This window comes from Tepidimonas charontis (genome assembly GCF_007556685.1).
Classification (GTDB): Bacteria; Pseudomonadota; Gammaproteobacteria; order Burkholderiales; family Burkholderiaceae_C; genus Tepidimonas; species Tepidimonas charontis.
The window spans coordinates 22870-47012 of sequence record NZ_VJON01000015.1 but is presented as its reverse complement, the minus strand read 5'-3'; the positions used below and the strand labels follow the sequence as shown (position 1 = coordinate 47012).

Annotated in this window: 25 protein-coding genes; 20 read left to right on the top strand and 5 right to left on the bottom strand. The window is 67.3% G+C overall.

Features of this window, described 5'->3' with window-relative positions; translation table 11 throughout:
• From Tchar_RS06195 to Tchar_RS13725, 9 genes are read left to right on the top strand one after another with little or no spacing between them, the layout of a single operon-like run.
• Window positions 1-2250 carry a hypothetical protein gene (locus Tchar_RS06195; protein WP_144328195.1) on the top strand — a complete coding sequence of 750 codons (2250 nt, stop codon included), beginning with the start codon at window positions 1-3 and terminating at the stop codon, window positions 2248-2250.
• Between the two features lie 14 nt (window positions 2251-2264).
• Complete coding sequence (locus tag Tchar_RS06190) at window positions 2265-2684, top strand: hypothetical protein (protein WP_144328194.1); 420 nt, start codon at window positions 2265-2267, stop codon at window positions 2682-2684.
• Between the two features lie 9 nt (window positions 2685-2693).
• Entirely contained in the window at window positions 2694-3947 is a 1254-nt protein-coding gene (locus tag Tchar_RS06185; RefSeq protein WP_144328193.1) for a hypothetical protein, read from the top strand.
• A gap of 11 nt (window positions 3948-3958) precedes the next feature.
• Window positions 3959-4621: a hypothetical protein gene (locus Tchar_RS06180; RefSeq protein WP_144328192.1), complete on the top strand. Its 663-nt coding sequence runs from the start codon at window positions 3959-3961 to the stop codon at window positions 4619-4621.
• A 15-nt stretch (window positions 4622-4636) separates the two neighbouring features.
• The gene (locus Tchar_RS06175) at window positions 4637-5803 is read left to right on the top strand and encodes a phage tail sheath subtilisin-like domain-containing protein (RefSeq protein WP_144328191.1); all 1167 of its coding nucleotides are present in this window, start codon (window positions 4637-4639) and stop codon (window positions 5801-5803) included.
• A gap of 12 nt (window positions 5804-5815) precedes the next feature.
• Window positions 5816-6322: a phage major tail tube protein gene (locus tag Tchar_RS06170; RefSeq protein WP_144328190.1), complete on the top strand. Its 507-nt coding sequence runs from the start codon at window positions 5816-5818 to the stop codon at window positions 6320-6322.
• A 1-nt stretch (window position 6323) separates the two neighbouring features.
• A complete protein-coding gene (locus Tchar_RS06165; RefSeq protein ID WP_144328189.1) occupies window positions 6324-6548 on the top strand; it encodes a hypothetical protein in 225 nt (74 codons plus the stop codon).
• 21 nt (window positions 6549-6569) lie between these two features.
• Window positions 6570-6839 carry a phage tail assembly protein gene (locus Tchar_RS06160; RefSeq protein ID WP_165902871.1) on the top strand — a complete coding sequence of 90 codons (270 nt, stop codon included), beginning with the start codon at window positions 6570-6572 and terminating at the stop codon, window positions 6837-6839.
• Window positions 6836-6994 (top strand): hypothetical protein, encoded by a 159-nt coding sequence (locus Tchar_RS13725; protein WP_161595461.1) that lies wholly within the window; start codon window positions 6836-6838, stop codon window positions 6992-6994. Before Tchar_RS06160 ends, Tchar_RS13725 begins: the two co-directional genes overlap by 4 nt.
• Here Tchar_RS13725 and Tchar_RS06155 read toward each other — a convergent pair.
• Window positions 6942-7274, bottom strand: coding sequence for a hypothetical protein (locus Tchar_RS06155; protein WP_132963603.1), 333 nt, complete (start codon window positions 7272-7274; stop codon window positions 6942-6944). The two genes, Tchar_RS13725 and Tchar_RS06155, sit on opposite strands and share 53 nt — an antisense overlap.
• On the opposite strand from Tchar_RS06155, the gene Tchar_RS06150 reads away from it, so the two are divergent.
• The 9 genes from Tchar_RS06150 to Tchar_RS06110 all read left to right on the top strand — a co-directional run bounded on the left by Tchar_RS06150 (window position 7273) and on the right by Tchar_RS06110 (window position 13560).
• A complete protein-coding gene (locus tag Tchar_RS06150; protein ID WP_144328188.1) occupies window positions 7273-9699 on the top strand; it encodes a phage tail tape measure protein in 2427 nt (808 codons plus the stop codon). The two genes, Tchar_RS06155 and Tchar_RS06150, sit on opposite strands and share 2 nt — an antisense overlap.
• Complete coding sequence (locus Tchar_RS06145) at window positions 9699-10124, top strand: phage tail protein (protein WP_144328187.1); 426 nt, start codon at window positions 9699-9701, stop codon at window positions 10122-10124. Before Tchar_RS06150 ends, Tchar_RS06145 begins: the two co-directional genes overlap by 1 nt.
• Window positions 10124-10333, top strand: a complete 210-nt coding sequence (locus tag Tchar_RS06140) for a tail protein X (RefSeq protein ID WP_144328186.1) — start codon at window positions 10124-10126, stop codon at window positions 10331-10333. Before Tchar_RS06145 ends, Tchar_RS06140 begins: the two co-directional genes overlap by 1 nt.
• Complete coding sequence (locus Tchar_RS06135) at window positions 10333-11388, top strand: phage late control D family protein (protein WP_144328185.1); 1056 nt, start codon at window positions 10333-10335, stop codon at window positions 11386-11388. Before Tchar_RS06140 ends, Tchar_RS06135 begins: the two co-directional genes overlap by 1 nt.
• On the top strand, window positions 11385-11783 hold the full coding sequence (locus Tchar_RS06130; protein ID WP_201739315.1) for a GPW/gp25 family protein: 399 nt from the start codon (window positions 11385-11387) through the stop codon (window positions 11781-11783). Before Tchar_RS06135 ends, Tchar_RS06130 begins: the two co-directional genes overlap by 4 nt.
• Window positions 11784-11785: 2 nt before the next feature.
• Window positions 11786-12046, top strand: coding sequence for a hypothetical protein (locus tag Tchar_RS06125; RefSeq protein ID WP_144328184.1), 261 nt, complete (start codon window positions 11786-11788; stop codon window positions 12044-12046).
• Window positions 12047-12048: 2 nt separating this feature from the next.
• Window positions 12049-12405, top strand: a complete 357-nt coding sequence (locus tag Tchar_RS06120) for a hypothetical protein (protein WP_144328183.1) — start codon at window positions 12049-12051, stop codon at window positions 12403-12405.
• Window positions 12405-12893, top strand: a complete 489-nt coding sequence (locus Tchar_RS06115; protein WP_144328182.1) for a lysozyme — start codon at window positions 12405-12407, stop codon at window positions 12891-12893. Before Tchar_RS06120 ends, Tchar_RS06115 begins: the two co-directional genes overlap by 1 nt.
• Before the next feature lie 403 nt (window positions 12894-13296).
• Window positions 13297-13560: a hypothetical protein gene (locus Tchar_RS06110; RefSeq protein ID WP_144328181.1), complete on the top strand. Its 264-nt coding sequence runs from the start codon at window positions 13297-13299 to the stop codon at window positions 13558-13560.
• Between the two features lie 279 nt (window positions 13561-13839).
• Here Tchar_RS06110 and Tchar_RS06105 read toward each other — a convergent pair whose 3' ends face one another.
• The 4 genes from Tchar_RS06105 to Tchar_RS06090 form a co-directional block, all read right to left on the bottom strand.
• Window positions 13840-17772: a translocation/assembly module TamB domain-containing protein gene (locus Tchar_RS06105; protein ID WP_144328180.1), complete on the bottom strand. Its 3933-nt coding sequence runs from the start codon at window positions 17770-17772 to the stop codon at window positions 13840-13842.
• The gene (locus tag Tchar_RS06100) at window positions 17772-19541 is read right to left on the bottom strand and encodes an autotransporter assembly complex protein TamA (RefSeq protein ID WP_161595460.1); all 1770 of its coding nucleotides are present in this window, start codon (window positions 19539-19541) and stop codon (window positions 17772-17774) included. Before Tchar_RS06100 ends, Tchar_RS06105 begins: the two co-directional genes overlap by 1 nt.
• A gap of 134 nt (window positions 19542-19675) precedes the next feature.
• Window positions 19676-20863: a vWA domain-containing protein gene (locus Tchar_RS06095; RefSeq protein WP_144328178.1), complete on the bottom strand. Its 1188-nt coding sequence runs from the start codon at window positions 20861-20863 to the stop codon at window positions 19676-19678.
• Window positions 20864-20881: 18 nt separating this feature from the next.
• Window positions 20882-21724, bottom strand: coding sequence for an AAA family ATPase (locus Tchar_RS06090; RefSeq protein WP_144328177.1), 843 nt, complete (start codon window positions 21722-21724; stop codon window positions 20882-20884).
• Window positions 21725-21851: 127 nt separating this feature from the next.
• On the opposite strand from Tchar_RS06090, the gene Tchar_RS06085 reads away from it, so the two are divergent.
• On the top strand, window positions 21852-22505 hold the full coding sequence (locus Tchar_RS06085) for a c-type cytochrome (RefSeq protein WP_236640299.1): 654 nt from the start codon (window positions 21852-21854) through the stop codon (window positions 22503-22505).
• A 312-nt stretch (window positions 22506-22817) separates the two neighbouring features.
• The gene (gene speE / locus Tchar_RS06080; RefSeq protein WP_144328176.1) at window positions 22818-24095 is read left to right on the top strand and encodes a polyamine aminopropyltransferase; all 1278 of its coding nucleotides are present in this window, start codon (window positions 22818-22820) and stop codon (window positions 24093-24095) included.
• Window positions 24096-24143 lie beyond the last annotated feature (48 nt).

Here is a 24143-nt window from a genome sequence, read left to right as displayed (position 1 = left end):
GTGGAAAAGCAAGTCATCTACCGCGACCGGCAGGAGCTGCAAGCCGCCGACCTGAACAACACCCAGACCTGGGCCGACGAGGCGCAGCGCCATCTGGTGACGGATGCCATCACGCCCGAGCGGCAGTTCGTGGGGCTGACGGTCAGCGCGCGCAGCGCAACCGAAATCGAAGTGTCTCCGGGCCGCCTGTACGACGGCCAAAGCGGCAAGGTCTATGCCATCGAGGCGGCGCAGGTGCACAGCGTGTTTGCCATGCTGCCGCTGCAGGATCAGAAGTGGTTGGCGGTGTCGGCCTTCGGGCAGGAGGAGGACACCGACATCCAGCCCCGTGATTTTCTGATCGATCTGCAGACCCGTGAGGTGGAGCCCGAGGCGGTGGCGATGCAGCGCCGCCGGGTGGCGGTGGTCCACATCGCCCAGGGGCTGGAAAGCCCCACGCCAGAGCGACCCGAGCCGCCGACCGGCTACACGCTGCTGGCGCATGTGCGGCTGTCGCCAACCGGTGTGCAAGAAGTCGTGCTCGCAACGACTCGACAACTGCCCAACCTTTTTGCCGTGGACCAGCGCCTTCGCACTGCCGAGGGCTGGATCACCCGCGCCGAGCCGCGCATCGCCCACATCATGAGCGACATCGCAGGTCTTGGGCAAAAAATCGCGCAAACCGCGACCACTGAGCAGATGTTGCAATTGGCTCAGGATATGGCCCGCGTGAAGGAGCGGCTTGAGATGCCCGACGACTACGCTTTTTACGGGGCCGACCACTTCCTGGGCAACGACGAAAGCGACACCGCGCACCCAGACTACAGCGCCCGCGCCGAAGAGGGCATCCGTCCGCCCATCGTGGGGACACAATCGTCGGCGCTGGCGCTGCTCAACCCCATCGACCCAGACGCCAGCGTATCGGCCGGCGGGCTTTTGCTGCCGGCTTACGATGAGGTGGCGCGGTTGCGCATGGAGACGCGCCGCGGCGAGATCACCATCAACCAGTATCAGTACCAGACCACCAGCATGGTGCAGCGCACCCTATCGCGGCAGCGCATCCGCTATGGGGAGACGCGCACGTATTGCACCAACACTGGGTTTTGGCGGCAGGGCGCTTTCGACCCCATCACGCGCATCTATCGACGTGGTGATGAGACCTGGGAGATCGACCCATCCGACGTGCAAAACATGCTCAGCCAAAGCGGCACCGTTCGTGGCACGCGCTTCTGGCTGGACAACTACACAGAAACGTACTGGGAAGCGGTCACCAACACCCACACCATCCAGGGGTCGCTGTTGGCGCAGACGATCTTGATGGCACAAACCGGCTGGCTGACCAGCATCGAGCTGTACTTCACATCGGTGTCACCTTCCGGCGGCCTGACCGTGCTGCTGTGCGACGCCCCGCTTGGGGTGCCGGATGAATCGCGCGTGATCGCCCGCGCTAACCTCTCGGCTTCCGCGCTGACAGGCGGATGGCTGCGCATCCCGTTCACCGACCCCGTGATGGTCGAGTCTGGCCGCCGCTATGCCATCGTCCTGTCCAGCGGCGCACCGCATCGGGTTGGCTTCACCGATGGCACTGAGTACACTCAGGGCATCTTGCTCTATCGACAGGATGGTCAGTGGCTGTCCGAAGGCAGCGCAGACCGCGACCTAATGATGCGGCTGAACTTCGCGCGCTTCCGCTCGCCGCGTACCGTCATTCAGATGCAGCCGCTGCAACTGGCAGGCGGCATCGCCGACATCGACATGCTTTTCGATGGAGTGACGCCGGATCCCACGAGCCTCGTGTTTGAGTATCAGACGGGCGGAGTCTGGCGGCCTATCACCGCAGACCGCGATCCAGTGTTCGGTGGAGCGGCCATCTTGCCCATCAGGGCGGTTTTCATCGGCACCAGCGACCTGATGCCGGCGGTGCGGCTGACAGGCTCGCAGGTGCGCGTAGCACGCACCGGCACCGGTTTCGTGCACATCAGCACCCAGCGCACGCTCAGCTATGCGTCGAGCAACATCCGCGTCCGCCTGTTGCTGGAAGACTTCGACCCGGCAGCCGGGCACACCGTCGCGTGTCAGATCCTTGCTGGCAGCACCGCCATCAACCCGTCCACCACGCGCGACGATATCGTCGATGGCCGCAGCCGCTGGCGCGAATATCGCTTTGCGCCCGCCACGCCACTGAGCAGCTACCGCATCCGCATCAGCGGCAACGGCGTCACGGCCACCGCTCCATGGCATGTGGCCGAGCGCTACGACCTGGCACTGTGACGGGAGACTGAGCGATGCCCGTGCGCTTTCCCGCCTACCGCATGCGCGATGGCATCACGCCGCTGGCGGAGGATTATTTCAACCCGGTGCTGGCCGACATCGACGCGCGTATCGCGCAGCTCGAAGACCAGCGCGCCAGTCTTCAAGGCGTGATCGATGATCTCACCGCCTTTGGCCTGCAGCGCATCGACGTGCTGGTCGGGCCGGCCATCGCCCAGACGCAGGCCACGCTCGATGCGCTGCAAGAGCTGCGTGCCGACCTGGAAGCCGCCATCGGCAACGTCGGCAACCTGGCCACGCAGGCGCAGCTTGATGCGGCCATCGCCACAGAGCAGGCTGCGCGGCAGGCCGCCATCGCCGCCGAGCAGACGGCGCGGCAGGCGCTGGCTGACCGAATCAGCACCATCGAAACCCTGGTGTTTGCAGCCCTGTAAGGAGTCGCCATGAGTTATACCCAGTTTCGCAACAATTACCTGACTGAGGCGGAAAACCGTCTCGCGGCGGTCAATATCAGTACCGCCACCACCAACGAGCTGCTCGCCGCCGGGGCGCTGTACAAAATGGCGGCCGCCATCGCCGAGGCCGACCTGATCGGCCCATCGGCGCTGCGGCTGCTCGAATTGATGAGCGGCGGGCAGCTACAGACCTGGCTGCAGGACGCCGCCAACCGCGAAACCTTCGAGCGCATCCTGTCCAGCCCCGAGGCGATGCGGGCTGTGGCAGCCAGCAGCACGGCGATGCAGGCTGTGGCAGCCAGCAGCACGGCGATGCAGGCGGTGGCGGCCAGCAGCACGGCGATGAGTGCGTTGCTGGCGAACAGCGCAGCGTGGAACACGGTCGTGGCCAGCAGCACGGCGATGACGGCGGTGGCGGCCAGCAGCACGGCGATGCAGGCGGTGGCGGCCAGCAGCACGGCGATGAGTGCGTTGCTGGCGAACAGCGCAGCGTGGAACACGGTCGTGGCCAGCAGCACGGCGATGCAGGCGGTGGCGGCCAGCAGCACGGCGATGCAGGCGGTGGCGGCCAGCAGCACGGCGATGAGTGCGTTGCTGGCGAACAGCGCAGCGTGGAACACGGTCGTGGCCAGCAGCACGGCGATGCAGGCGGTGGCGGCCAGCAGCACGGCGATGCAGGCGGTGGCGGCCAGCAGCACGGCGATGACGGCGGTGGCGGCCAGCAGCACGGCGATGCAGGCGGTGGTGGCCAGCAGCACGGCGATGCAGGCGGTGGCGGCCAGCAGCACGGCGATGACGGCGGTGGCGGCCAGCAGCACGGCGATGCAGGCGGTGGTGGCCAGCCAAACCGCGCTGGCGGCGATCCGCCAGTCCTCGACCGCCATCAGCGCGATCAACGCCAACGCGCAGGCGCTGGACATCCTCTACGCCGCAGCCACCAAGTTCACCTACTCCGGCGGCAGCTGGAGCACCAACCCGGCTACGCTGGTCACGGGCAACTTCCTGCTGGTGCGCATCCGGCAGACCGCCAACCAGGCCGGCTGGGGCGACGGCACGACCAACGGCCAATACATCCGCATCGGCGGCAGCAGCTGGACGGCCACCAATGGGCAATCGACAAACAACCTTATCAACAGAACCACGCTGCCGCACGTCTACGACAACGCGCTGCGACCGGTGAATAACACCACGATCCAGTACTACCTGCACAACAGCTACGAAATCGCCTATCTGGCGGCTTAAGGGGGTGAGCAATGAAGCTGATTTTCGACGAAGCCACACGCGCCTGCATCGGCGCGGTCGAGGGGCCGTGGCATGGCGGCGGCCTGGTGGTGGAGGTGGATGCCTTGCCGGATGACCTGTCCATCCTGTCGCTCTCGGATGAGGGCGAGATCGTGGCCGATGAAACCGTGGCGCTAGCCCGCGCCAAGACCGCCCGCATTGCCGAGATCAAGCGCCAAGCAGCTGGGCTGATCGCCGCCCTGCAATGGCGCATCGAGCGCGCCGAGGAGCGCGACCGGCTGGGGCTGCCCGGCGAGACCGTCGAAGAGGTGTTTCTGGAGCGCGAGGCGATTCGCCGCGCGTCGAACCGCTGCGAGGCCGAGGTCGAGGCCGCGCTGGACGTGCAGGCGGTGCAGGCGGTGCAGTTTGCCGTGACCGAGGCTGACCGCGCCATCCCGCAGCGCCTGACACGGCTGGAGTTCCTGCGCCGCTTCACGGACGAGGAGATGCAGTCTATCGTCGCGGCGGCAGACACCTCGCCTGCACTCAAAGCCGCGCTGCTCAAGTGGCAGACCGCCGAAGGCATCGTGCTGACCGACCCGGCCACCGTGGCTGGCGTCCAGGCGCTGGAGATTGCTGGGTTGATCGCGCCGGGCCGCGCCGAAGCCATCCTCACCCCACCCAACCCCACCTGACCAGGAGGACACATCATGCCTACCGCCTTTCACCACGGCGTCGAGGTCATCGAGATCGACGACGGTTTGCGACCCATTCAGACGGCTCGATTCAGCGTCATCGGGCTGGTCGGCACAGCGCCCGACGCGCAAGCGTCGGTGTTTCCGCTCAACACGCCGGTGCTGGTCGCCACCCCGCGCAGCGCCGCCGGCCTAGGCAATACCGGTACGCTGCCGCAGGCGATCAAAGCCATCCACGCGCAGGGCTACGCCCCGCCCATCGTCGTCATCCGCGTGCCCGATGTGGCCGACAATCCATCCACCGCGACTGTCGACGAGCGCCTGGCCGCCGTCGTCGGCGGCATCGACACCGGCAGCGGCGCACGCACCGGCATCGCCGCGCTGGAGACCGCGCGCTCGGTGCTGGGCGTGGTGCCGCGCGTGCTGCTGGTGCCGGGCTTCACGCAGTACAAGCTGGTGGCTGACGCTCTGATCGCACAGGCGGAAAAACTCCGCGCCGTGGCGCTGATCGACGGGCCGAACAGCACGACGGCCGCCGCGATCGCCTACCGCGCGCAGTTCGACTCCAGCCGCGCCTACCTCATCGACCCCTGGGCGGTGGCCGATGGCGACGTGGTGCCGGTCAGCCCCCATGTGGCCGGGCTGATCGCCAAGATCGACAACGAGCGCGGGTTCTGGCACTCGCCATCGAACAACCCGCTCTTGGGCATCGAGCGCCCGGCGCGGCCGATCGACTTTGGCCTCGGGCGCGTGGACTCCGAAGCGAACCTGCTCAACGAACCCGGCGTGGCCACACTCATCACCGAGCAGGGCATCCGCCTGTGGGGCAACCGCACCTGCTCGTCCGACCCGAAGTGGGCGTTTCTGTCGGTGCGGCGCACCGCCGACATGATCCACGAGTCGCTGCTGCAGGCCCACCTGTGGGCGGTGGACCGCGCCATCGGTAAGGCCTATGTGCGCGATGTGCAAGAGTCGGTCAACGCCTACCTGCGGCACTTGAAGAGCGTGGGCGCCATCCTGGGCGGGCGCTGCTGGCTGGATGATGAGCTCAACAGCCCGGCCAACATCGCCGCCGGGCGCGTGTACTTCGACTTCGATTTCACGCCGCCCGCGCCCGCCGAGCGCGTGACCTTCCGCTCGCACCTGGTGGCCGACTACGCCGCCGAGCTCTTTGCCGCCTGATAGGAGACGATCATGGCCATCCAGCACATTCTCGCCAACCTCAACGCCTTCGTGGCTGGCAAAGGCTACCTGGGCCGCGTGACGGAGTTCACCCCGCCCAAACTCGCCCCCATCGTGCGCGAGTACAAGGCGGGCGGCATGGGGGCAGAAGTCGCCGTCCCAATGGGCGCGGTGGAAAAGCTGGAATGCTCCTTCACCCTTACCGGCTACGACCCCGACGTGCTGGCGCAGTTTGCCGTGGTGCCCGGGCGGCTGGTGCAGCTGCGCTTTACCGGCGCGCTGGTTGACTACGACGGCACCTGCCGCCCGATCGAGATCACCCTGCGCGCGGTGCTGGCCTTCGAGCCGGACGCGTGGAAGCCCACCGAGGCCTCCGACCTCAAGATCACGGCCATGTGCCACTACTACAAGCTGGACATCGAAGGCCGCACGCTGCACGAGCTCGACCCGGTCAACATGGTGGCCGTGATCAACGGGCAGGATCAGCTGCAGGCCGTGCGCGCCGCGCTGGGGGTGTGACATGGACACCGTGACCGTCACCGTGCTGGTGGGCGGCTGGTGGCTGCCGGGCCGCCACCTCGCCGCTGGCGACACCCTCACGCTCGATGCCGCCACCGCCGAGGCCCTGGCCCGGCGCGGCATCGTGCGACTGCCCGATGCGGTCACCGGCGCCAGCCAGCCTGATGAAGTCGTCGCCTCGAATGCGAACAAACCGGCCCGCAAACGGGCGAAAAAGGAGGATTGAATGGATCAACAACCTGCAACCATGGCACCGCAAACCGTGCGCGTGCAGCTCTCAAGCCCCATCGAAATCAATGGGGCGAAGGTCGGCTACATCACCATGCGCGAGCCGGTGTGGGACGACATCATTGCAGCCCGGCGCAACCGCACGGCGGACGAGGCCGAGCGCGATGTGCTGCTGTTTGCCTCGCTCACCGAGACCCCGCCCGAGGTGATCCGCCGTCTGCCACTGCGGGATGTGAAGCGGCTGCAAAAGGCGTTCGATGAGCTGTCGGGTGAGGATTTTTTGCCTTGAGCGAGCAGGCCGCGCGCGAGGTCGTGCTGTGGCTGTGCCAGCAGTGCCGCCTGAGTCTGCCGCAAGCACTGGCGATGCCGCTGGCGGAGTCGGCGCGCTGGCTCAAGGCCGCGCGCGCGGTGGCCGAGCGGCAATCAGCCGCCACAGCTCGATGATTGGCTCCAGCACGATGGAGGCGGCCATGAGCGCGGCGCTGGCCATGCGCAGCGCCAGCCACAGGGCGGAGAACACCGGCACAAGCAGGATGGATGCCAGCAGGATGAAGGCCGCCGTCCATAGCAGGGCCTGCTCCCACCACGCCCCCGGCATCGGCTCGCCGAAGGCGATGGCGATGGCCAGCGCGAGCAAGGCACTGAGCGTCCACGCCGCCCCGAGTAGCCGCTCGGGGCTGATGACCGCGTTGTCGATGCGATAGACCAGCCGGGACAGGGCCATGGATACCTCCGTCAAAATCGTTCTGAGTGCCGTCGGGGCCGGGGCGGTATCGGGTGCGATCAAGTCGATTGCCAGCGAGGCCGACCGATCCTATCGCATCTTGCAGCGCCGACAGGATGAGGTCAAATCCAAGTATCGCACGCTGGCCGACAGCGTGAGCTGGTTTGGCCGCCGTGCGCAGTCGGCCACCGACATGACCATCCGGCGCATGGCCGTGCTGCGCCGGCAGGTTGAGGGGGTGCGCGCCGAAATGCGCAAGCTCGCCATGCAAGACTTGCAGTCGCGCTGGACCGACCTGGTGGCCGCAGGCGGCAGCCTCATGGCCGCACGCGGCGTGGTGGCGGCCCAGGCGCGCTCGGAAGCGGCGCTGCGCGACATCGCCATCACCGTGGGGGTGGCGCGCACGACGGATGAGGCACGGCTTGGCTCCATCGTGGAGCAGACGGCGCGCCAGACCCGGTTGTCGCTGGAGGAGGTGCGCACCGGCATGGCGCGGCTGGCGGCCGGCGGAGTGTCGGATGTGGCCGAGTTCGGCCGCATGATGCCGGAAGTGGCCCGTGCGGCCAAGGCGTGGCGCGCCACCACCGAGGACATGGCCGCGCTGGCACTGGTGGCTCGCGACACGCTGGGTATCGCGGACGCGCGGCGCGCGTTCAACATCGTGGGCACCGGCGGCAAGCTGGGCGAGTTCGAAATCCCCGACATGACCCGCTACCTGCCTTCGCTGGCCCCGCAGCTGGCCGCCATCGGCTTGCGCGGCGAGAAGGGCCTGGCCCAGGGCGTGGGCTATTTGCAGGCTTCGCGCCGTGGCGCGGGCACCGCCGAGGAGGCCGCTACCAACTTCGCCAACTTCCTCGCCAAGGTCACCAGCCGGGAGTTTGCCGACCGCTGGAAAGACCTGACCGGCCGCAATCTGGCGCACGATCAGGCGCGGCTCGTAGCCAAGGGCTATGACGCCGTCGGGGCCACCCTGAAGCTGATCGAGACCTACATGAAGCGTCAGGGCAAAGGCGAGCTCATGACCAAGCTGGCCAAGGGGACGGACGCCGATGCGCAAGCCGCCATCGCCGAGCTGCAACAGGCGCACGGCCTGGGCGAGCTCTTTACCGACATGCAGGCGGCCAAGTTCATCCGCGCTGCGCTCATGTACCGCGAGTTGCAGCAGAAGGTGACCCGCGAAGCGCTCCAAGGCAACCCGCTCGACGAGGACTTCGCCCACGCCATCGACACCACCGAATCGGCCACCAAGCGGCTGGCGGTGGCTTGGGAAGGACTCACCTCGCGCATCGGGCGCGCTATCAAGCCAGTGACCGACGCGCTGCTCGGCGCGGGTGCAGTCACGCTCGAGTGGGTGAGCGGCCTCATGGACGCCTTCCCGCGCGCAACGCAAGTACTGGTCACCCTAGGGGCTGCCGCGGCCGGCTATTTCACCGCCATGCGCGCGTTTAGCGTCGCCTCGGCTGCCGCCCGCGTGATGGGGCTCTCGCTGTCGTTTGGCAAGGTCACGATGGCGGTGACGCTGTTGAAGACGGCGGTCGGCAGGGCCACGGCGGCGCTGGGTAGCATGGCCGCTGGCGCGCTGGCGCGCGTCATCAGCATGGGCGGCGTGCTTGCCGCCGGGGGCAGCAAGCTTGCGGTGATGGCGGGCGCGGTCGGCTCGGCAATTGCCTCGGCCGCCGGGGTGGCGGGCCGGGCTATTCTGTGGCTTGGGCGCGCCGTGCTCCTCAACCCCATTGGCCTCACGCTCACCGCCATCGCCGGGGCGGCGTATCTGGTCTGGCGCAACTGGGAGACCATTGGCCCGAAGCTCGCCGCCGTGTGGGGGACGGTCAAGGGCGCATTTTCCTCGGCCTGGCAGTGGATCAGCGCGATGCCTGGCCAGATGCTCGCCATTGGCCGCCAGATCATCGACGGGCTACTCGCCGGTATGCGAGAGCGCTGGGCGGCCCTCAAAGAGGGCGTGAGCAACATCGGCAGCAACATTGCCGACTGGTTCAAGGACAAGCTCGGCATCCGCTCGCCGTCCCGTGTCTTTGCCGAGCTTGGCGGCCACCTGATGGGTGGCCTGCAGCTTGGCATCGAGCGCTCGTCCGGCCGGCCTCTGGCGGCCATGCGCACGGTGGCCAGCGCGCTTGCGGTGCCGATGGCGGCCGGCGCGCTTGCGGTGCCGATGGCGGCCGGCGCGCTTGCGGTGCCGATGGCGGCCGGCGCGATGGCGCTTGGCTCAGCAGGCGCTGCAACTGCTGGCGGCATGCCCGCTGCGCCGATCCAAATCACCGTCAACCTCAACGGCCCGGCCAGCCCCGAAGCCGCGCAGGACGTCGCCGCCGCCGTGCGCCGCGAGGTCGAGCGGGCACTGGCCGAGGCTGGCCGCCGCGAGCAGCTCGCCCGCCGCGCCGCGCTCATTGATGGAGGAATGGCCTGATGGATGTGCTCATGACGCTTGGCGACGGCGCGCAGGTGTTCCGCTTCGCCGTTGACACCGCCGCCTACCAGTCGCTCTCGCGCCGCACTGAGTGGCGCTGGCCGGCGCAGGATCGGCTGTGGAGCGAGCCGGCGCGCCAGTTCACCGGGCGCGGCACTGACGAGATCACGATAGAAGGCGTCATCCTGCCGGCCTTTCGCGGCGGCCTGCAGCAGATGAAGGCCATGCGAGAGCTGGCCGATGCCGCGCTCAAAGACGGCAGCGCCGCGCGCCCGCTGATGCTGACCACCGGCTACGGCGACGTGCTGGGCGAGTGGGTCATCACCGGCCTGGAGGAAGAGCAGCCGGTCATCGGCCCATCCGGCGCGCCGCTGGAGCAGCGCTTTCGCCTCACGCTGGCCGCCTACGCGAGGGACACCGCATGATGCCCACCTACACCGTCAAGCGCGACGGCGAGCGCCTCGACCTCATCTGCTATCGCTGGTATGGCACGCTCGCAGGCCGCGCCGTCGAGCGCGTGCTGGAGGCCAATCCTGGCCTGGCCGCGCGCGACCCGGTCAACCTGCCGGCGCGCACGTCCATCGCCATGCCGCCCGCGCCTGCGCGCGCAACGCCTGCGCCGAGGATCATCTGATGCGCCCGGTGTTCTACCTCTTCAGCGTGGACGGCGCCGACCTCACCGACACGCTGATGGATCGCGTGACACGGCTGACCGTCGTGGACGCCGAAGGGCTGGCCAGCGACACGCTGGAAGTCGAGCTCGACGACCGCGGCCAGCGCATCCAGCTGCCGGCATCTGGCGACCGGCTGCGCCTGCTGCTGGGGTATCTGGAGCGCCCGCCCGTGCCCACCATCGGCGACTTCGTGGTGGACGAAGTGCGTCTGTCCGGGCCGCCGCTGACCATCTCGTTTTCCGCTAAGGGCGCGGACATGGTGCGCACATCGGTCAAAGCCCCGCGCATCGATGCCGGCGACGACGACACGCTGGACAAGCTTGCGCGGCGCATCGCCGAGCGCCAGGGTCTCGAGCCCCACATCCATCCGGACGCGGCCCACATCCCCATCGGCCATATCGACCAGCAGGGTGAGAGCGACATGGCGCTGCTCACGCGCGTGGCTAGGGCGCGCGACTGGGTGCTGCGGCTGGACGGCGAGCGCCTGACGCTGCGCCCACACGCGGGCAACCTGCCACCGGCGCGCGAGCCGCAGCCATGGCGCCCGGCGCTGCACCGGCTGGATGCGCGGCAGATCACGCGCTACGACTACACCAGCAACAGCCGCAGCCAGTACAGCAAGGTCAGGAGCCACTACTACGACCCGGACACCGGCCGGCGCGTGCCGGTGGAAGTCGGCGACGGCCAGCACCCGGATGCGCCCGTCATGGAGGTGCGCCACGACGCCAAAGACGAGCGCGCCGCACGCGATGCCGCCGCCGCCCGCCTGCGCCAGCTGCGGCGCTCAAGCGGCAGCCTGACGCTTGAGTTGCCGGGCGACACACGCCTGCTGGCGGGTCATCACGTGCTCGTGACTGGGCTATCCGATCCTGTCGGCGGGCAGTGGGTCGTTCAGCGCGCCGAGCACACGCTGGATGCGTCAGGCCTGCGCACGCGCATCGAGTGCGTGCCGCCGTCCGAAGGCGGCCGCGCCAGTCAAGACCTGATCGACGAGATCATTGAGGAAGTGCAGTGAGCGACATCAGCCTGATCGACATCCTCCCGCGGCGGGCGCCGAATATCGCCGCGCTCAAACGCTGGATCGGCCTGTCAGCGCGAAGCGCGCGGCCCATCGACGGCATCGACCATCTGCGCCAGTCGATCCTCGACATCGTCACCACCTACCCTGGCGAGCGCATCATGCGCCCGGAATACGGCAGCCGCCTGCGCGACCTGATCGACCGACCGGTCAACGCGCAGTGGCTGGCCGATCTGTACTTCGAGGTGGCCTACGCCATCCAGCGCTGGGAGCCGCGCGTGCGCGTGCTGCGCGTGGCAGCCACGATGGACACGCCAGGCCACGTCACGCTCGACCTGACGCTGCGCCTCGGCGCGCAGGAGCAGCCGCAGACGCTGCGCGTGGAGGTGTGACGATGGGCGTCCAGCAGCGCATCATCAACGTCCTGATCGCGCTCGATCAGCTTGCGTGGGTGCTGCTGACGCTCGGGCGCGGGCATCCTGATGAGACCATCAGCGCGGCCGCCTGGCGCATGGAGCAGCAGGGCAAAATCGCTGGCAGGGTTTTTAGACCGCTAGTTGATTTGCTGTTCCGACCGATTGAAAAAGACCACTGCTACAAAGCGTGGCTTTCAGAGGTTCAGCGGGCGCAGTTGCCGAGCGTTTATAGAGGATGATTATGGTCGATCCTGATGATTTGCACTCCATCGCCAAACAAGCCGATGAAGTCGTTCGTTTTGAACGAATAACGCATCACATCCAGCGAATCCGTGAGGACCAGCACGCTATGCGCGCGGCCATTGAACGGATGAGTGAAGCTGTGACTCGGCTAGCTCTCGTAGAGGAAAGACAGGCTGCGGCGTCTACCGCTATAGATCGCATCGCGCAATCGCTGGAAAAGCTCGACGAGCGCTTGCGCCGTCTGGAGGTGGCCGAGCCGATGCAGGCCAAAGCGACGGAGTGGGTTCAATCTGCATTGTGGGCGCTTGCTACGGCAGCGGTTATGTTTGTGGCCGGTAAAGCGGGGGTGTTCTGATGAGGCTTTCCGCGCGTCAATGGGGGGTTATCGGCGTCACCGCAGACGCGCTTGCTGCTATCGCCGGTTACGAGGGGTATCGTGAGCGCAGCTACGATGACGGCACCGGAGTTCAGACGGTAGGGTTTGGTACCACCAGGATGCCAGATGGTCGCCCTGTACAAAAAGGTGATCGGCTCGATCCTGTTAGGGCTTTGGTTGTTCTACAAGCTGATGCGAATCGCATTGCGCGTGAGCTGGCAGCGTGTATCGGCGATGTGCCGCTGACAAAAGGCGAATGGGACGCATACGTTTCATGGGCATACAACGTCGGTATTGGTGCAGCGTGCAAGTCAACACTGGTGAAAAAGCTCAAGCAACAACCGCCCGACTATGCTGGAGCGTGCGCAGAGTTGTTGAAGTGGACACGTGCAGGCGGGCGCGAATTGCCTGGACTTGTGAAGCGCAGACAAGCGGAGTGCCGGACGTGTATGGGAGAGACGCCGTGATGATGGTGTTGTGGCCGGTGTTGTTCTGGATGATTGTTTTCGGCCCGTGGGTTGATCTGTGGCGCGCGTCGTCGTAAATTGTTTGGTAGTGGCGGTTGCGCTGCCTGTTGTGGCGCTGTTGTTTGTGTGGCTTGGCGTTCTGCGGTTTCTGTACCTTGCCTATGAGCACTGGAATTGATTATGTTGGTGAACAGTGGCTGGATGACGACTGTGCTAAGCCGGGTGGCTGTGACGGCTCTTGCCTGCGCGGCCGTGGGTGTGCTGGCCTACCGGACTGGACGCGCGACCGGCGAAGCGGCCGTGACCGCCGAATGGCACCGCGAGCGAGTGGAGGTCGCTCGCGCGACATCGAGGGCCCTGGAGCGCCGCATCGAGGTCGAGACGAAGATGAGGGAAACGATTGATGCTGACCGCACCGCATACCGCGCGCGCCTGGCGGCTGTCGCCGCTGATCGTGACCGCCTGGCTGACAGCCTGCGCCACCGCCCCGAGCGCCCCGCCAGTGGCGCACACCTGCCCGATTCCGCCAGCGCTGGAGCTGGACTTGCCGCCTGCACCGGCGCAAGGCTATACCGAGATGATGCGGAAGTTCTTGTCCGGATCGCTGCCGACGCTGACCGACTACGCGCTGCCGTCGAGCGATGTACGGCTGCCTACGATGCGGTAAGGCGCGAGTTGATGAACTTGTCTGCGCACTCGGATTGATCGCTTGCGGCTTGTCCTGTGCCGCCCGGCTAAGCGCTTGCGCTAGCCGGGCTTTTCTTTTTCTTAGCCGCTGTGGCCCAGTGCTACCAAAAATGCTACCGCAGTGCGGTTTTACGACTGGCGCGACGCATTGAACTACGGCGGGTCACGCAGTCCGAATTATCACCCACCCGCTGTCCGTGACAGGCGCGGCCGTTGTCGCGGTCCATGCATCCGCAGGGGGCTGCGTTCACGGCGGCACTCAATCGTAGCGGCGCTGGTAGAGCAGTTCCACGCCTTGCTCGTCGCCCGCGCGGGCGCGCAATGTCAGATGGCGGGAGAGGTCGTACAGCACCGACACCGTACCCACCAAACCAAAAACACTGCGCTGGTAGCCAAGGTAAAGCCGATCGGAGAGGCGTTTTCCCAGCGATACCGATGCCGCGCGCACGCTGCCATCACCCTGGGGACCACCGGTGTCGACGCTGAGCTCGTCGAGCCCCAGGCGGGCTGGGAGTGAGGGACTTCCACCCTGACGGGCACTCAGCAGTGCCAAGGCGGCACGCTGCACGAGCGCGGCCTCGACGCCGGCGCCGCTCAGGGGGCGGCCCAATATCAGCCAGGCCAGGATGTCGGTCTCGGGCAGGGCTGGATCGGCGTACAGGCGCACACGCGGTACCTGCGCCGTGCCCGTGACGGCGACGCCCACGGTTTGCTGGGATGCGGTTCGGGTTGCCAACAGGTCCAGCGCGGGGTTGTCGATGGCACCATTGAAACGCAATACCCCGTGCGTCAGGGTCAAACGCTGGCCGTAGATGCGGTAGTGCCCGTCCACGGTGCGCACTTCACCGACCAGTTGTGGGGCCAGGTCGTCGCGCTGCCGCCAGTGCAGCGTTCCGCGTAAACCGGTGTCCAGCCCACGGCCACTGATACGGGCATCGGCGCCGAGATCGATGCCGAGGTCCACGGACCCGGTCCATCCAGCGGGCCATAGGGACGGCATGGCGGATGGCGTGCGCCCGCGCACCACGACGTCGGCGCTCAATGTCGGCGTGTCCTCGCTCGGTAGCAGCCAGCGCAGCGTATCCAGCCGCAGCTGACCACCGAGGTCGAGGTGACGTTGCTGCGCACGCATGTCGAGCATGCCGCTCAGAACGACTCTTCGGTCGACACGTGCCAGTGGGCGCCAGCGATCCGCGCGCGCGGTCAGCGCAACGCGCGGTGTACGGGTTTCGGCATCCCATTGCGCCCAGCCGCTGAGCTGTAGCGTGCCGCCGATATCATCGGCTGGGTCGTTGGCAGCCGTGCGCAGCGTCAGCGCCTGCAGGGTCAACCGGTGGTCGGCCACAGTGGCGCGCAGGGGGCTGACACGCCAGTCGATGCCATCGGCTCGTTGGGTCAGACGTATGTCGTCACCGGTGAGGGCGCCACTCCAATCGGGCTCGCTCCAGCTACCGCTGATGGCGACGTTGGCTTGGAGCTGGCCATCGATACGCCAGCCGGGGGGCAACCAAGGGGTCAATACCGCCAGGGGCGGTGTGCGCAGGCGTGCCGTGCCGCGCACGGCCGCATCAGGCGGCGGCAGCCAGGGCAGGGTAGCCATCGTCGCCTGGTGGGAGGCAGGCCAGTTCAGCGTCAGCTGAATGTCGGCGTCACCGCCCAGGCGGCTATCCCAGCGCAGCCGGGCCTGGGCTGTGGCGCCGTCCCAGCGTAGGTGCGCGAAGGCCTCGCGCAAGCCTGCCGCGGGTGCCGGCTCGACTTCGGTCAGCGCGCGCAGCCACACATCCCCATGGTTTCGTTGCAAGGTCACGGCCAGATGCGGGCGGGTCCGTCGTGCCGCCTCTGCGGTCAGCGGCAGGGTCACGTCCCATTGCGCCCCTAAGGCAAAGGACGCATCGGGCTGCAGGGCGGCATCTGCGGGTGGTTCGAACCCCAGGGCGGCCAGCCATGGGGTCAGCGGCAGGGAGCCGGTTTGTCCCGCAAGCTGCACCACGCCGGCTTCCCACACCAGATGCTGTAGCCTCAGCTGCGCCGAGGCGTCGCCGGCATGCACGAGCAGCGGCACGTCGTTGGCCCAAACGCGGGCCGTGTGCGGGTTTTCGCCGCTCCACGCAACGGTGGCGTCGGGCAGCGCCAGTCGCAGTGTGCGTGGCGTCCGCGGTAGCGTGGCGCTGGCGCGGAGGTGAGCGCGGTGGCCCTCGCCAGTGGCTTCGAACCGCATCGTTTGCACACGCAGCGGGCGGTCGCGGGTGTCACCCATAGGGGGCCACTGCAGTCGGTGGCTGCTCAACATCAGCCGCCAGGGGTCGGCGCCGCGAGCGTCGCGCAGCGGCAGCCGCGAACCCCAGTGCGCCTGCACCATCACATCGCCGTCGGGCACGGCATCGGCGGCGCGGGCGATGCGTTGCGCCAGCTCCGGCGCGATGGCGGACGCGCGCGCAGCACCGTCCTGCAGCCAGCGCCGCAGGTGGCTAAGGTCATCGCCGCGCAGCGCGAGCTGGCCCCCGTGCGGCAAGGCGAGCAGGCGCTGGCCCAAGGGCAGCGCTCCCTCGGCCTCGAGCCGCGCGCCGGGCACGGTGGCCGCCAGCGTGCCCGTGACCTGCTGGCCAGGGTACCAACGGCCGCGCGCGTGTGCGTGCAGCGTTGCACCCCAACGTAACGAGGCGTCGAATGTCGCTGGGACGGCCGCAGAATGCCGTGCCGTGTTGCCTCGCTGCCATTGCAGCACGGCTTGTAACGGGGTGGCATCCAGTCCTGCCCACACCCGCGCAGGGTCGAGGTCGTGTAGCGTCAGGCTTAGGGTATGGACGGCGTCCACGGTGAGCCTGCCCTCGGCTGGCGGGACGGCGTTGGCGCGCGCGGTCAGTTGGCCCTGGGCCAGGCGCGCTTGCAGCGCTTCGATAATGAGGGTCGAACCATCGTGGCGCAGGATCAAGTCGGCGCTGTCCAGCGGCAGTCCGCCACGGTTCCAGGGGGCTGAGCGGGCGTTGCGCAGGGAGGCGCGTAGTCGTCCGCTTGTCCCGTCGGCAGCGTCGGCATCGGGTTGCCACCGTGCGGTGCCGCTCAGATGGGTGTGTGGTGCCCCCGGCCACAGTAGGGCCAGGTCCAGCGCCTGCGTATCGAGTGTCAAGGCGCGCACCGGCCACGCCGCCCAGGGCGCAACGGTTAGATCGGCACTCAGCGTCATGGCGGGGGCATTACCGCTGCGTTCGGCGTGCCAGGTCAGCGCCGCACGCAAGGCCGCGTCGGTGCGCAGGGGGCCATCGAGGCGCAGCTGCATCGGTCCAGCCTGTGCAGGCCATCCGATGCGTTGACCGGACCACTGCCCCTTTGCATCGAAGGCGACCGTTACCTGTGACCCTGCCTGTAGCGCCAGTGTGGCATGGCCGCGCCAGCGCAACTGTCCGCTGGGGTGTGTCAGGCGCACCGTCGCAGTTTCGATGACCAGGGTGTGGCTGACCGTGGTGGCATCGTTCGCTGCTCGCACGGCGCTATGGTTTTGCGCCGTGGGCGCAAGGGACGAGGCATCTGCGTGCGCCGAAGCAGGGGGCGTCGGGTCGGCAGCAGCGCCGTTGCTGCCGACGTAGCGATATTCGGCCTGCAGCTGCTCGACGGTGACCCCGTCGCTGTCGAGCCGGGTAAGGTGTATTGGAACCTGGAGAGCGGCGAGCCAGGGCAGCCGCAGTGCGCGGGCCTCGGGCGGCGGTGGCAAACCAGTGGTATCAGGGTGGACGCGCTCGCGCCGTAAAGTGACGATCCGGGCCCCTAGGGTCTGCAAGGCCACGCGTCGCTCACGCCACAGGCGCGGCCAGAAGTCGGCCGCCCAGCGCCAGTGCAGGCCCTCCACGTGCAGGCTGAAGCTTGGGCCATCCAGACGCAACGTGTCGATCTCGCCGCCTACCGCCAAGGGACCCCGTGCGCCGCTCCAGGTCAACTGCCACTCGGGGCCCAGCCAGCGTTGGCCCCAGGTCAGGGCCTGTGGTAGTGAGGTGTCCTGTCGCAGCCAGGTCAGGGCGGCGATCAGCAGCGCCAGGAGCAGTCCGGCCAAGGCGCCAGCAGCCGCCAGTATCCCCACTGCCAGTCGGCGCAGGCGGCCGCGCATCCAAAAGTGGCCGCGGGCGTTGCCTAGATCGACATTTCGCGCTGGTATCGGCTCAGCGGCGTCGGACGGGGTCGAACCGGTGATGTGCATCATCAGAATACGAAACCGACGCCCAGATGCAGCCGCCAGCGGCGATCCCGTACCGCGTAGGCGAGGTCGGCGCGCAGTGGCCCCACCGGGCTGCGATAACGCAATCCGGCACCCACGCCCAATGCGCTCTCCCGCGCCGACCAGCGATCGCCAGCCGTCGCGCCGTCCACGAACAGCGCCAGTTCCCACGGGGTGAGGGCGCCGTCGTGGCGCCAGGGACGCTGCCATTCCAGGCTGGCCAGTGCCAGCAGTCGGGCCGCCTGTGGCGCGCCGCCGTCGCCGGGGGCGCCGATGCTGCGGGGGGCGTAGCCGCGCACACTGCCGTCGCCGCCGGCCCAAAAACGCAGGCTGGCCGGCACGCGGGCGCCGGCTGCTGCCCACACGGCGCCGCCCTCCAGCGTCAACGCCAGCCGTTGCCCCCGGCTGTCGTCTGCCGGCGACCACAGCAGCAGAGCGCGCGCTCGTGCGCGCGCGTAGGGGCGTTGCTCGGGGGTTCGGGTCCAGCCGGCACCCAGTTCGGCTACTAAGCCGTAGCCGTGTCGCGGGTCGTCCAGATCGTCGAATGCGCGACGGGTCCATGTCCATCCCGCGCCCAGGCCACTGGCACGTTCAGGGGCGGCACCGGCACGGCGTTCGGTCGAGGTGTCCCACTGCACGAATAGGGCACGGTCCAGCCGCAGGCCCGGTTGTTCGCGCGTCCAGCGCCATTGCTGCGTCCGCGTGCGCGGCTCGTCGCGTTGCGCTTCGGCTTGCCAGCCCAGACGCTGGCGCCACCCTTGGCCGTCGAGCGGGCTGATACCTTCGAGGCCAACGATCGTGTCCTTTTGCGTCCAGCGCAGCCGCGTATCCAGCCGCCAGTCCAAGCCGGGCAGCCGAAGGTGGGTGTACTCGGCACTCAGCCGCACGCCGCTGTCGGTGCTCAGCCCCAGTCCGATTTGAAGACGCTGGCGTGGCGCCTCGCGCACCTGTACACGCACCGGCAGCGCATCGGGCGGACCGTCGTCGGCCAACAGGACGAAGGCGCTGTCGTACAGGCCACTTTGCGTGAGTTGCCGTTGGGCGGCCAGCAGCAGCGTCTCATCGTAGGGCAGGCCAGCACGCAACCCGGCGCGCTCGGCCCAGCGCAGCGCTTGTTCGTCGGGGTAGCGCTGTGCCCCTTCTACCTGCGCCGGACCAAGCCGGATGGCGGGTCCGCTGTCCCAATGTAGGTGCAACGTGGCGCGAGCGCGTTCGGGGTCGATGTCGGCGCGGCTGGCGACCAGACGGGCCCGCGCGAAGTCGCGCTGCTGCAGAGTCCGAAGTGCTTCCCGTTTGGCTTCATCCCAAGCCGCCTGAGTGAAGTATGCGCCCTCCGGTAGGCGCCACTGGCGGCGTACTTCGGTCACGAGGCGTTCGGTCCGTTCAGGATCGGGTCCGTCCAGTCGCAGGTCCACCGCCTCGATGGTAGTGCGCGGTCCTGGCTGCACCTGCAGGTGCAGCCGTGGCGGCTGTATCTCCGGCGGGCTGAGCGCCACTTGGATCAGGGGACTGAAATAGCCTTGGGTGGCCAGCAAATCACGCGCTTGTGTCGGCAGTGTCGTTTCGATGCGCAGTAACTCGCTGCGGGTGAGGTCGGGTACGGCGCGCAAGCGCTGCGCGTCGAGGTGTTGCTGCAGCAGCGCGGCCAGCGCAGGCGGGGCATCGATGTCGAGCGTGAAGGCGCTGGGGCTCGGTTCAGGAGGGGCGGCGTCGGCGCTGGGGGCACTCGCGCAACCGGCCAAGGCGGCACTCAACAGAACGGCCCATACAGCCCGGTACCAGTCCATACCAGTGGGCCAGCACCCGCGCGTCACCGCTTGCGCGGGGGCCGCCATGGGCCGTCGAACGCTGGGCGGTACCCGCGACCGCGGGTGCCGCTCGGCAGCACTCATTTGGACAGCAGCCGCATCGCCTCCTCCAGACCCTTGAGGGTGAGGGGAAACATGCGTCCGCCCATGAGTTGCTGGATGATGGCGATGCTTTGGCGGTAGGCCCACAGACCCTGCGGCTCGGGGTTGATCCAGACGTGGTGCGGAAAGGCGTGGGTGAGGCGCTGCAGCCACTCGGCTCCTGGCTCCGCGTTGTTGTACTCGACGCTGCCGCCGGGTTGCAAAATCTCATGGGGGCTCATGGTCGCGTCGCCGACGAAGATCAGCTTGTAGTCTTTGTTGTAGCGGCGGATCACGTCCCAGGTCGGGAACTTCTCGGCGTAGCGGCGGCGGTTGTTTTTCCACAGATAGTCGTAGACGCAGTTGTGGAAGTAATAAAACTCCAGGTGCTTGAATTCGGCCCGTGCCGCCGAAAAGAGTTCCTCGACGCGTTGGACGTGCTCGTCCATCGTGCCGCCGACGTCCATCAGCAGCAGGACTTTGACGTGGTTGTGCCGCTCGGGCACCATCTTGAGGTCCAGGTAGCCGGCGTTGGCGGCGGTGGCACGGATGGTGTCGGGCAGGTCCAGCTCCAGTTCTGAGCCCTCGCGCGCAAAGCGCCGCAGCCGGCGCAGCGCCATCTTGAGGTTGCGCGTGCCCAGCTCCTGTGAGTCGTCGTAGTCGCGGTACAGGCGCTGGTCCCACACCTTGACGGCGCTGCGGTTGCCGCCTTTGCCGCCGATGCGGATGCCCTGCGGGTTGTGGCCGCCGTGGCCAAATGGCGAGGTGCCGCCGGTGCCGATCCACTTGCTGCCGCCCTCGTGGCGTTCCTTCTGTTCTTCCAGGCGCTTGCGCAGCTCCTCAAGCAAGGCGTCCCATTCCAGATGCGGCGCGTTGGCCTTCTGCTCCTCGGACAGCAGGCGCTGCAGCGTCTGGCGCAGCCAGTCGGCGGGGATCTCTTGCGTGAAATCGGCGATCTGCTCCACACCACGAAAGTACGCCGCAAAGGCCCGGTCGAATTTGTCGTAATGCTTTTCGTCCTTGACCAGCGTGGCGCGCGCCAGGTAGTAGAAATCGTCGATCGAGCACGCTTCGGGGTTGAGGGGGCCGACCACGCCGGCCTGCAGCGCCTCCAGCATCGTCAGGTACTCCTTCACCGACACCGGCAGCCGGGCCGCGCGCAGAGTGTAGAAGAAGTCGATCAGCATGGGGCACCGTGGGCCGCGTCAGCGGTTACGCTGGTTCATGAAGACGAGTTTTTCGAATAGGACCAGGTCTTGCTCGTTTTTGAGCAGCGCGCCCACCAGCGGCGGCACCGCCAGCTTGCCATCGTCGGAGGGCAAGGCCTTGGGGTCGATGTCCTCGGCGGCGAGCAGCTTGAGCCAGTCCAGCAGCTCCGACGTGGAGGGTTTCTTCTTCAGGCCGGGCAGTTGTCGGATATCGAAGAACACCCGCAGGGCGGCACCGACGAGCTCGTCCTTCAACCCGGGAAAGTGCGCGTCCACGATTTGCTTCATCGTGGCCGGCTCGGGGAAGCGGATGTAGTGAAAGAAGCAGCGCCGCAAGAAGGCGTCGGGCAGCTCTTTTTCGTTGTTGGAGGTGATGAACACCAGGGGCCGATGGCGGGCCCGGATCAGCTCGCGCGTCTCGTAGCAATAAAACTCCATGCGGTCGAGCTCGCGCAGCAGGTCGTTTGGGAACTCGATGTCGGCCTTGTCGATTTCGTCGATCAGCAGCGCCACGGGCCGCTCGGCCTCGAAGGCCTGCCACAGCACACCCTTGACGATGTAGTGGCGGATGTCCTTGACGCGGTCGTCGCCGAGTTGGCTGTCGCGCAGTCGGCTGACCGCGTCGTACTCGTAAAGCCCCTGCTGGGCCTTGGTGGTGGATTTGATGTGCCACTGCAGCAGCGGCATGTCCAGCGCCTTGGCCACCTCCTCGGCCAGCATGGTTTTGCCGGTGCCTGGCTCGCCCTTGAGCAGCAGAGGGCGTTGCAAGCGAATGGCGGCGTTGACGGCCAGCAACAAGTCGGGGGTGGCGACGTAGGAAGCGGATCCAGTAAAACGCATGATGTGGGGACTCGGCGGTAGAGACGGGCTAGGGAAGACCCCGACCGGGGACCATCGGGGGAGTCTATATAATCTGTCGTTGATTTTTGTCAAACGTCCCTTCGATTGTGCTTGCAACATGAACCGAATGAAGATCTTGCTCCTCCACACCGTTGTCGCAAGCGCGACGCTGGCCGTTGCCGCCCATGCCCAGGGCGTGACCGGCGACGCCAAGGCCGGCGAGTCGAAGGCGGCGATGTGCATCGGCTGTCATGGTATTCCGGGCTACCAAAACAGCTTTCCCGAGATCCATAAAGTACCGATGATCTCGGGGCAATCCGCCGGATACATCAGTGCAGCGTTGCAAGCCTACCGCAAGGGCGATCGCAAACATCCGACCATGCGCGGGATCGCTGGTTCCCTGAGTGACCAGGATATCGCCGATCTGGCGGCGTTTTACAGCGGCCACAACGCCGGTGTCACGGCGCCCGCTCAGCCCCGTGCTGCATCGGCTGCGGTGGCGGCGCTGCTGGAGAAGGGCGCCTGTGCGTCGTGCCATGGCGCCAACTTCAGCCAGCCCATCGATCCGAGCTACCCCAAGATCGCGGGCCAGCATGCCGACTATCTCTACGTGGCGCTGAAGTCCTACGCCGTGCAAGGCAATCCGCACATCGGGCGTGCCAACCCTATCATGGGCGGCATCGTGCAGCAGTTTTCGTTGAGCGAACTCAAGCAATTGGCCAACTACCTGGCCACGGTGCAGGGCGAGCTGGCGACCAAGCCGCAGCCGCGCTTTCGTTGAGGCGGCGCTGCGCTCGGTGTGTGCGCCGAGCGTGGTGAGATCGCTATGAGCGGGCGGCCGATGGGCCGCCTTTTCATTTGGAAGCGGCGATCGACGCCGCCTCACTGCTTGGCCAGCGCTCGCCGGCGGGTTGCGGCGACTGCGCCTCGCGCGCTGGCCCGTTCTTCGCCGCTGGCATCGGAAGCGTCTCACCGCTGTGCTGTGTGGGTAGCCAGAACACATCGGGCGGCCGCGACTGCGGTAGAATAGTTGGCTTTTCGTCCAGGCCGCTTCGGTCTGGTGGTTTCACACGATTGGATGGGGGATTGGGCCATGCAAGGGCTTCATCTGACGGCTGATCTGTACGACTGCCGAGGGGCCGACGGTCTGCTGACCGATGCGGCGGCGCTAGCGCAGCTGTGCCGGCGCCACACGATCGACGTGGGGCTGACCTTGGTCGACGAAAAGTGGTATCCGTTTCCGCCCTACAACGGGCAGCCCGGTGGCGTCACCGGTATGTTGCTGCTGGCCGAGTCGCACCTGGCGGTGCACACGTGGCCCGAGCGGCGCGCGGTCACCTTGGACGTTTACGTCTGCAACTTCACCACCGACAATTCGGCCAAGGCCGAAGCGCTGCTGCGCGAGATCGTCGCCGCGTTCGAGCCCGGGCGCAGCGAAATCCACCGCCTGCAGCGCGGCGGCGAACAGCGTCCGCCCGCCGAGATGATTCTGGAGTCGCTCAACGACGCCGGCGATGCGGTCTATGGCTACACCAGCCAAGAGCGTGTGCTGGCGCGCCGCAGTCCGTACCAGACCATCGAACTGATGCGCACCCCCCGTTTTGGGTTGACCCTGCGCATCGACGGCCACTTCATGACCTCCGAGCGCGAGGAGTTTTTCTACCACGAATGCCTGGTGCATCCGGCGGCGGTGGCGCACGGCGCGCCGCGCCACGTGCTCATCATCGGCGGCGGTGACGGTGGAGCGGCTGAGGAGGTGCTCAAGCACCGCAGCGTCGAGCGGGTGGTGATGGCCGAGCTCGATGCCGCGGTGGTCGAGGTGGCCAAGACGCATCTGCACGCGGTACACCGTGGCGTCTTCGACGACCCGCGCCTGCAGGTGCGCATCGGCGATGGCTTGGCCTATGTGGCCGAGACGAGCGATCGGTTCGATTTGATCCTGCTCGATCTGACCGATCCGGAGACGCCGGCGGGTTCACTCTACACCGAGGCGTTTTTCCGTTCGCTGGCACGCATCATGAATCCGGGCGCGGCGATCGTGTTGCACACGGGCACCCCGGTGTTCGAGCCCGAGCAGGTACGCGACATCGTGGCTCAGCTGCGCCGCGTGTTCGCCCAGGTGCACCCGTTCGGGCTCTACATTCCGCTGTACGGCGCCTACTGGGGCTTTGCCATCGCGTCGCAGTCGCTGCAGCCGCGGGCGCTGGATGCGGTGACGCTGGAGCAGCGGGTGGCGGCGCTGCCCGATCTGCGCTACTACAACGCCGAGGTGCACCACGCTCTGTTTGCGCTGCCCAACTACTACCGCGAGTTGGTGCAGCCGACTGTGTGCGCGACGCCCCCGCTGTGTGCCGAAGCGGCTTTGACCTGAGCCGCTCTGCAAAGGTGCCTGTGACTGGGGCGCGTTTTTCTGCACCGA

Coding starts and splice junctions, on each gene's coding strand:
- Tchar_RS06190 (WP_144328194.1), top strand. CDS start 2,265: ATGCCCGTGCGCTTTCCCGCCTACCGCATGCGCGATGGCATCACGCCG.
- Tchar_RS06185 (WP_144328193.1), top strand. CDS start 2,694: ATGAGTTATACCCAGTTTCGCAACAATTACCTGACTGAGGCGGAAAAC.
- Tchar_RS06180 (WP_144328192.1), top strand. CDS start 3,959: ATGAAGCTGATTTTCGACGAAGCCACACGCGCCTGCATCGGCGCGGTC.
- Tchar_RS06175 (WP_144328191.1), top strand. CDS start 4,637: ATGCCTACCGCCTTTCACCACGGCGTCGAGGTCATCGAGATCGACGAC.
- Tchar_RS06170 (WP_144328190.1), top strand. CDS start 5,816: ATGGCCATCCAGCACATTCTCGCCAACCTCAACGCCTTCGTGGCTGGC.
- Tchar_RS06165 (WP_144328189.1), top strand. CDS start 6,324: ATGGACACCGTGACCGTCACCGTGCTGGTGGGCGGCTGGTGGCTGCCG.
- Tchar_RS06160 (WP_165902871.1), top strand. CDS start 6,570: ATGGCACCGCAAACCGTGCGCGTGCAGCTCTCAAGCCCCATCGAAATC.
- Tchar_RS06150 (WP_144328188.1), top strand. CDS start 7,273: ATGGATACCTCCGTCAAAATCGTTCTGAGTGCCGTCGGGGCCGGGGCG.
- Tchar_RS06155 (WP_132963603.1), bottom strand. CDS start 7,274: ATGGCCCTGTCCCGGCTGGTCTATCGCATCGACAACGCGGTCATCAGC.
- Tchar_RS06145 (WP_144328187.1), top strand. CDS start 9,699: ATGGATGTGCTCATGACGCTTGGCGACGGCGCGCAGGTGTTCCGCTTC.
- Tchar_RS06140 (WP_144328186.1), top strand. CDS start 10,124: ATGCCCACCTACACCGTCAAGCGCGACGGCGAGCGCCTCGACCTCATC.
- Tchar_RS06135 (WP_144328185.1), top strand. CDS start 10,333: ATGCGCCCGGTGTTCTACCTCTTCAGCGTGGACGGCGCCGACCTCACC.
- Tchar_RS06125 (WP_144328184.1), top strand. CDS start 11,786: ATGGGCGTCCAGCAGCGCATCATCAACGTCCTGATCGCGCTCGATCAG.
- Tchar_RS06120 (WP_144328183.1), top strand. CDS start 12,049: ATGGTCGATCCTGATGATTTGCACTCCATCGCCAAACAAGCCGATGAA.
- Tchar_RS06115 (WP_144328182.1), top strand. CDS start 12,405: ATGAGGCTTTCCGCGCGTCAATGGGGGGTTATCGGCGTCACCGCAGAC.
- Tchar_RS06110 (WP_144328181.1), top strand. CDS start 13,297: ATGCTGACCGCACCGCATACCGCGCGCGCCTGGCGGCTGTCGCCGCTG.
- Tchar_RS06105 (WP_144328180.1), bottom strand. CDS start 17,772: ATGATGCACATCACCGGTTCGACCCCGTCCGACGCCGCTGAGCCGATA.
- Tchar_RS06095 (WP_144328178.1), bottom strand. CDS start 20,863: ATGCTGATCGACTTCTTCTACACTCTGCGCGCGGCCCGGCTGCCGGTG.
- Tchar_RS06090 (WP_144328177.1), bottom strand. CDS start 21,724: ATGCGTTTTACTGGATCCGCTTCCTACGTCGCCACCCCCGACTTGTTG.
- Tchar_RS06085 (WP_236640299.1), top strand. CDS start 21,852: ATGAAGATCTTGCTCCTCCACACCGTTGTCGCAAGCGCGACGCTGGCC.
- speE (WP_144328176.1), top strand. CDS start 22,818: ATGCAAGGGCTTCATCTGACGGCTGATCTGTACGACTGCCGAGGGGCC.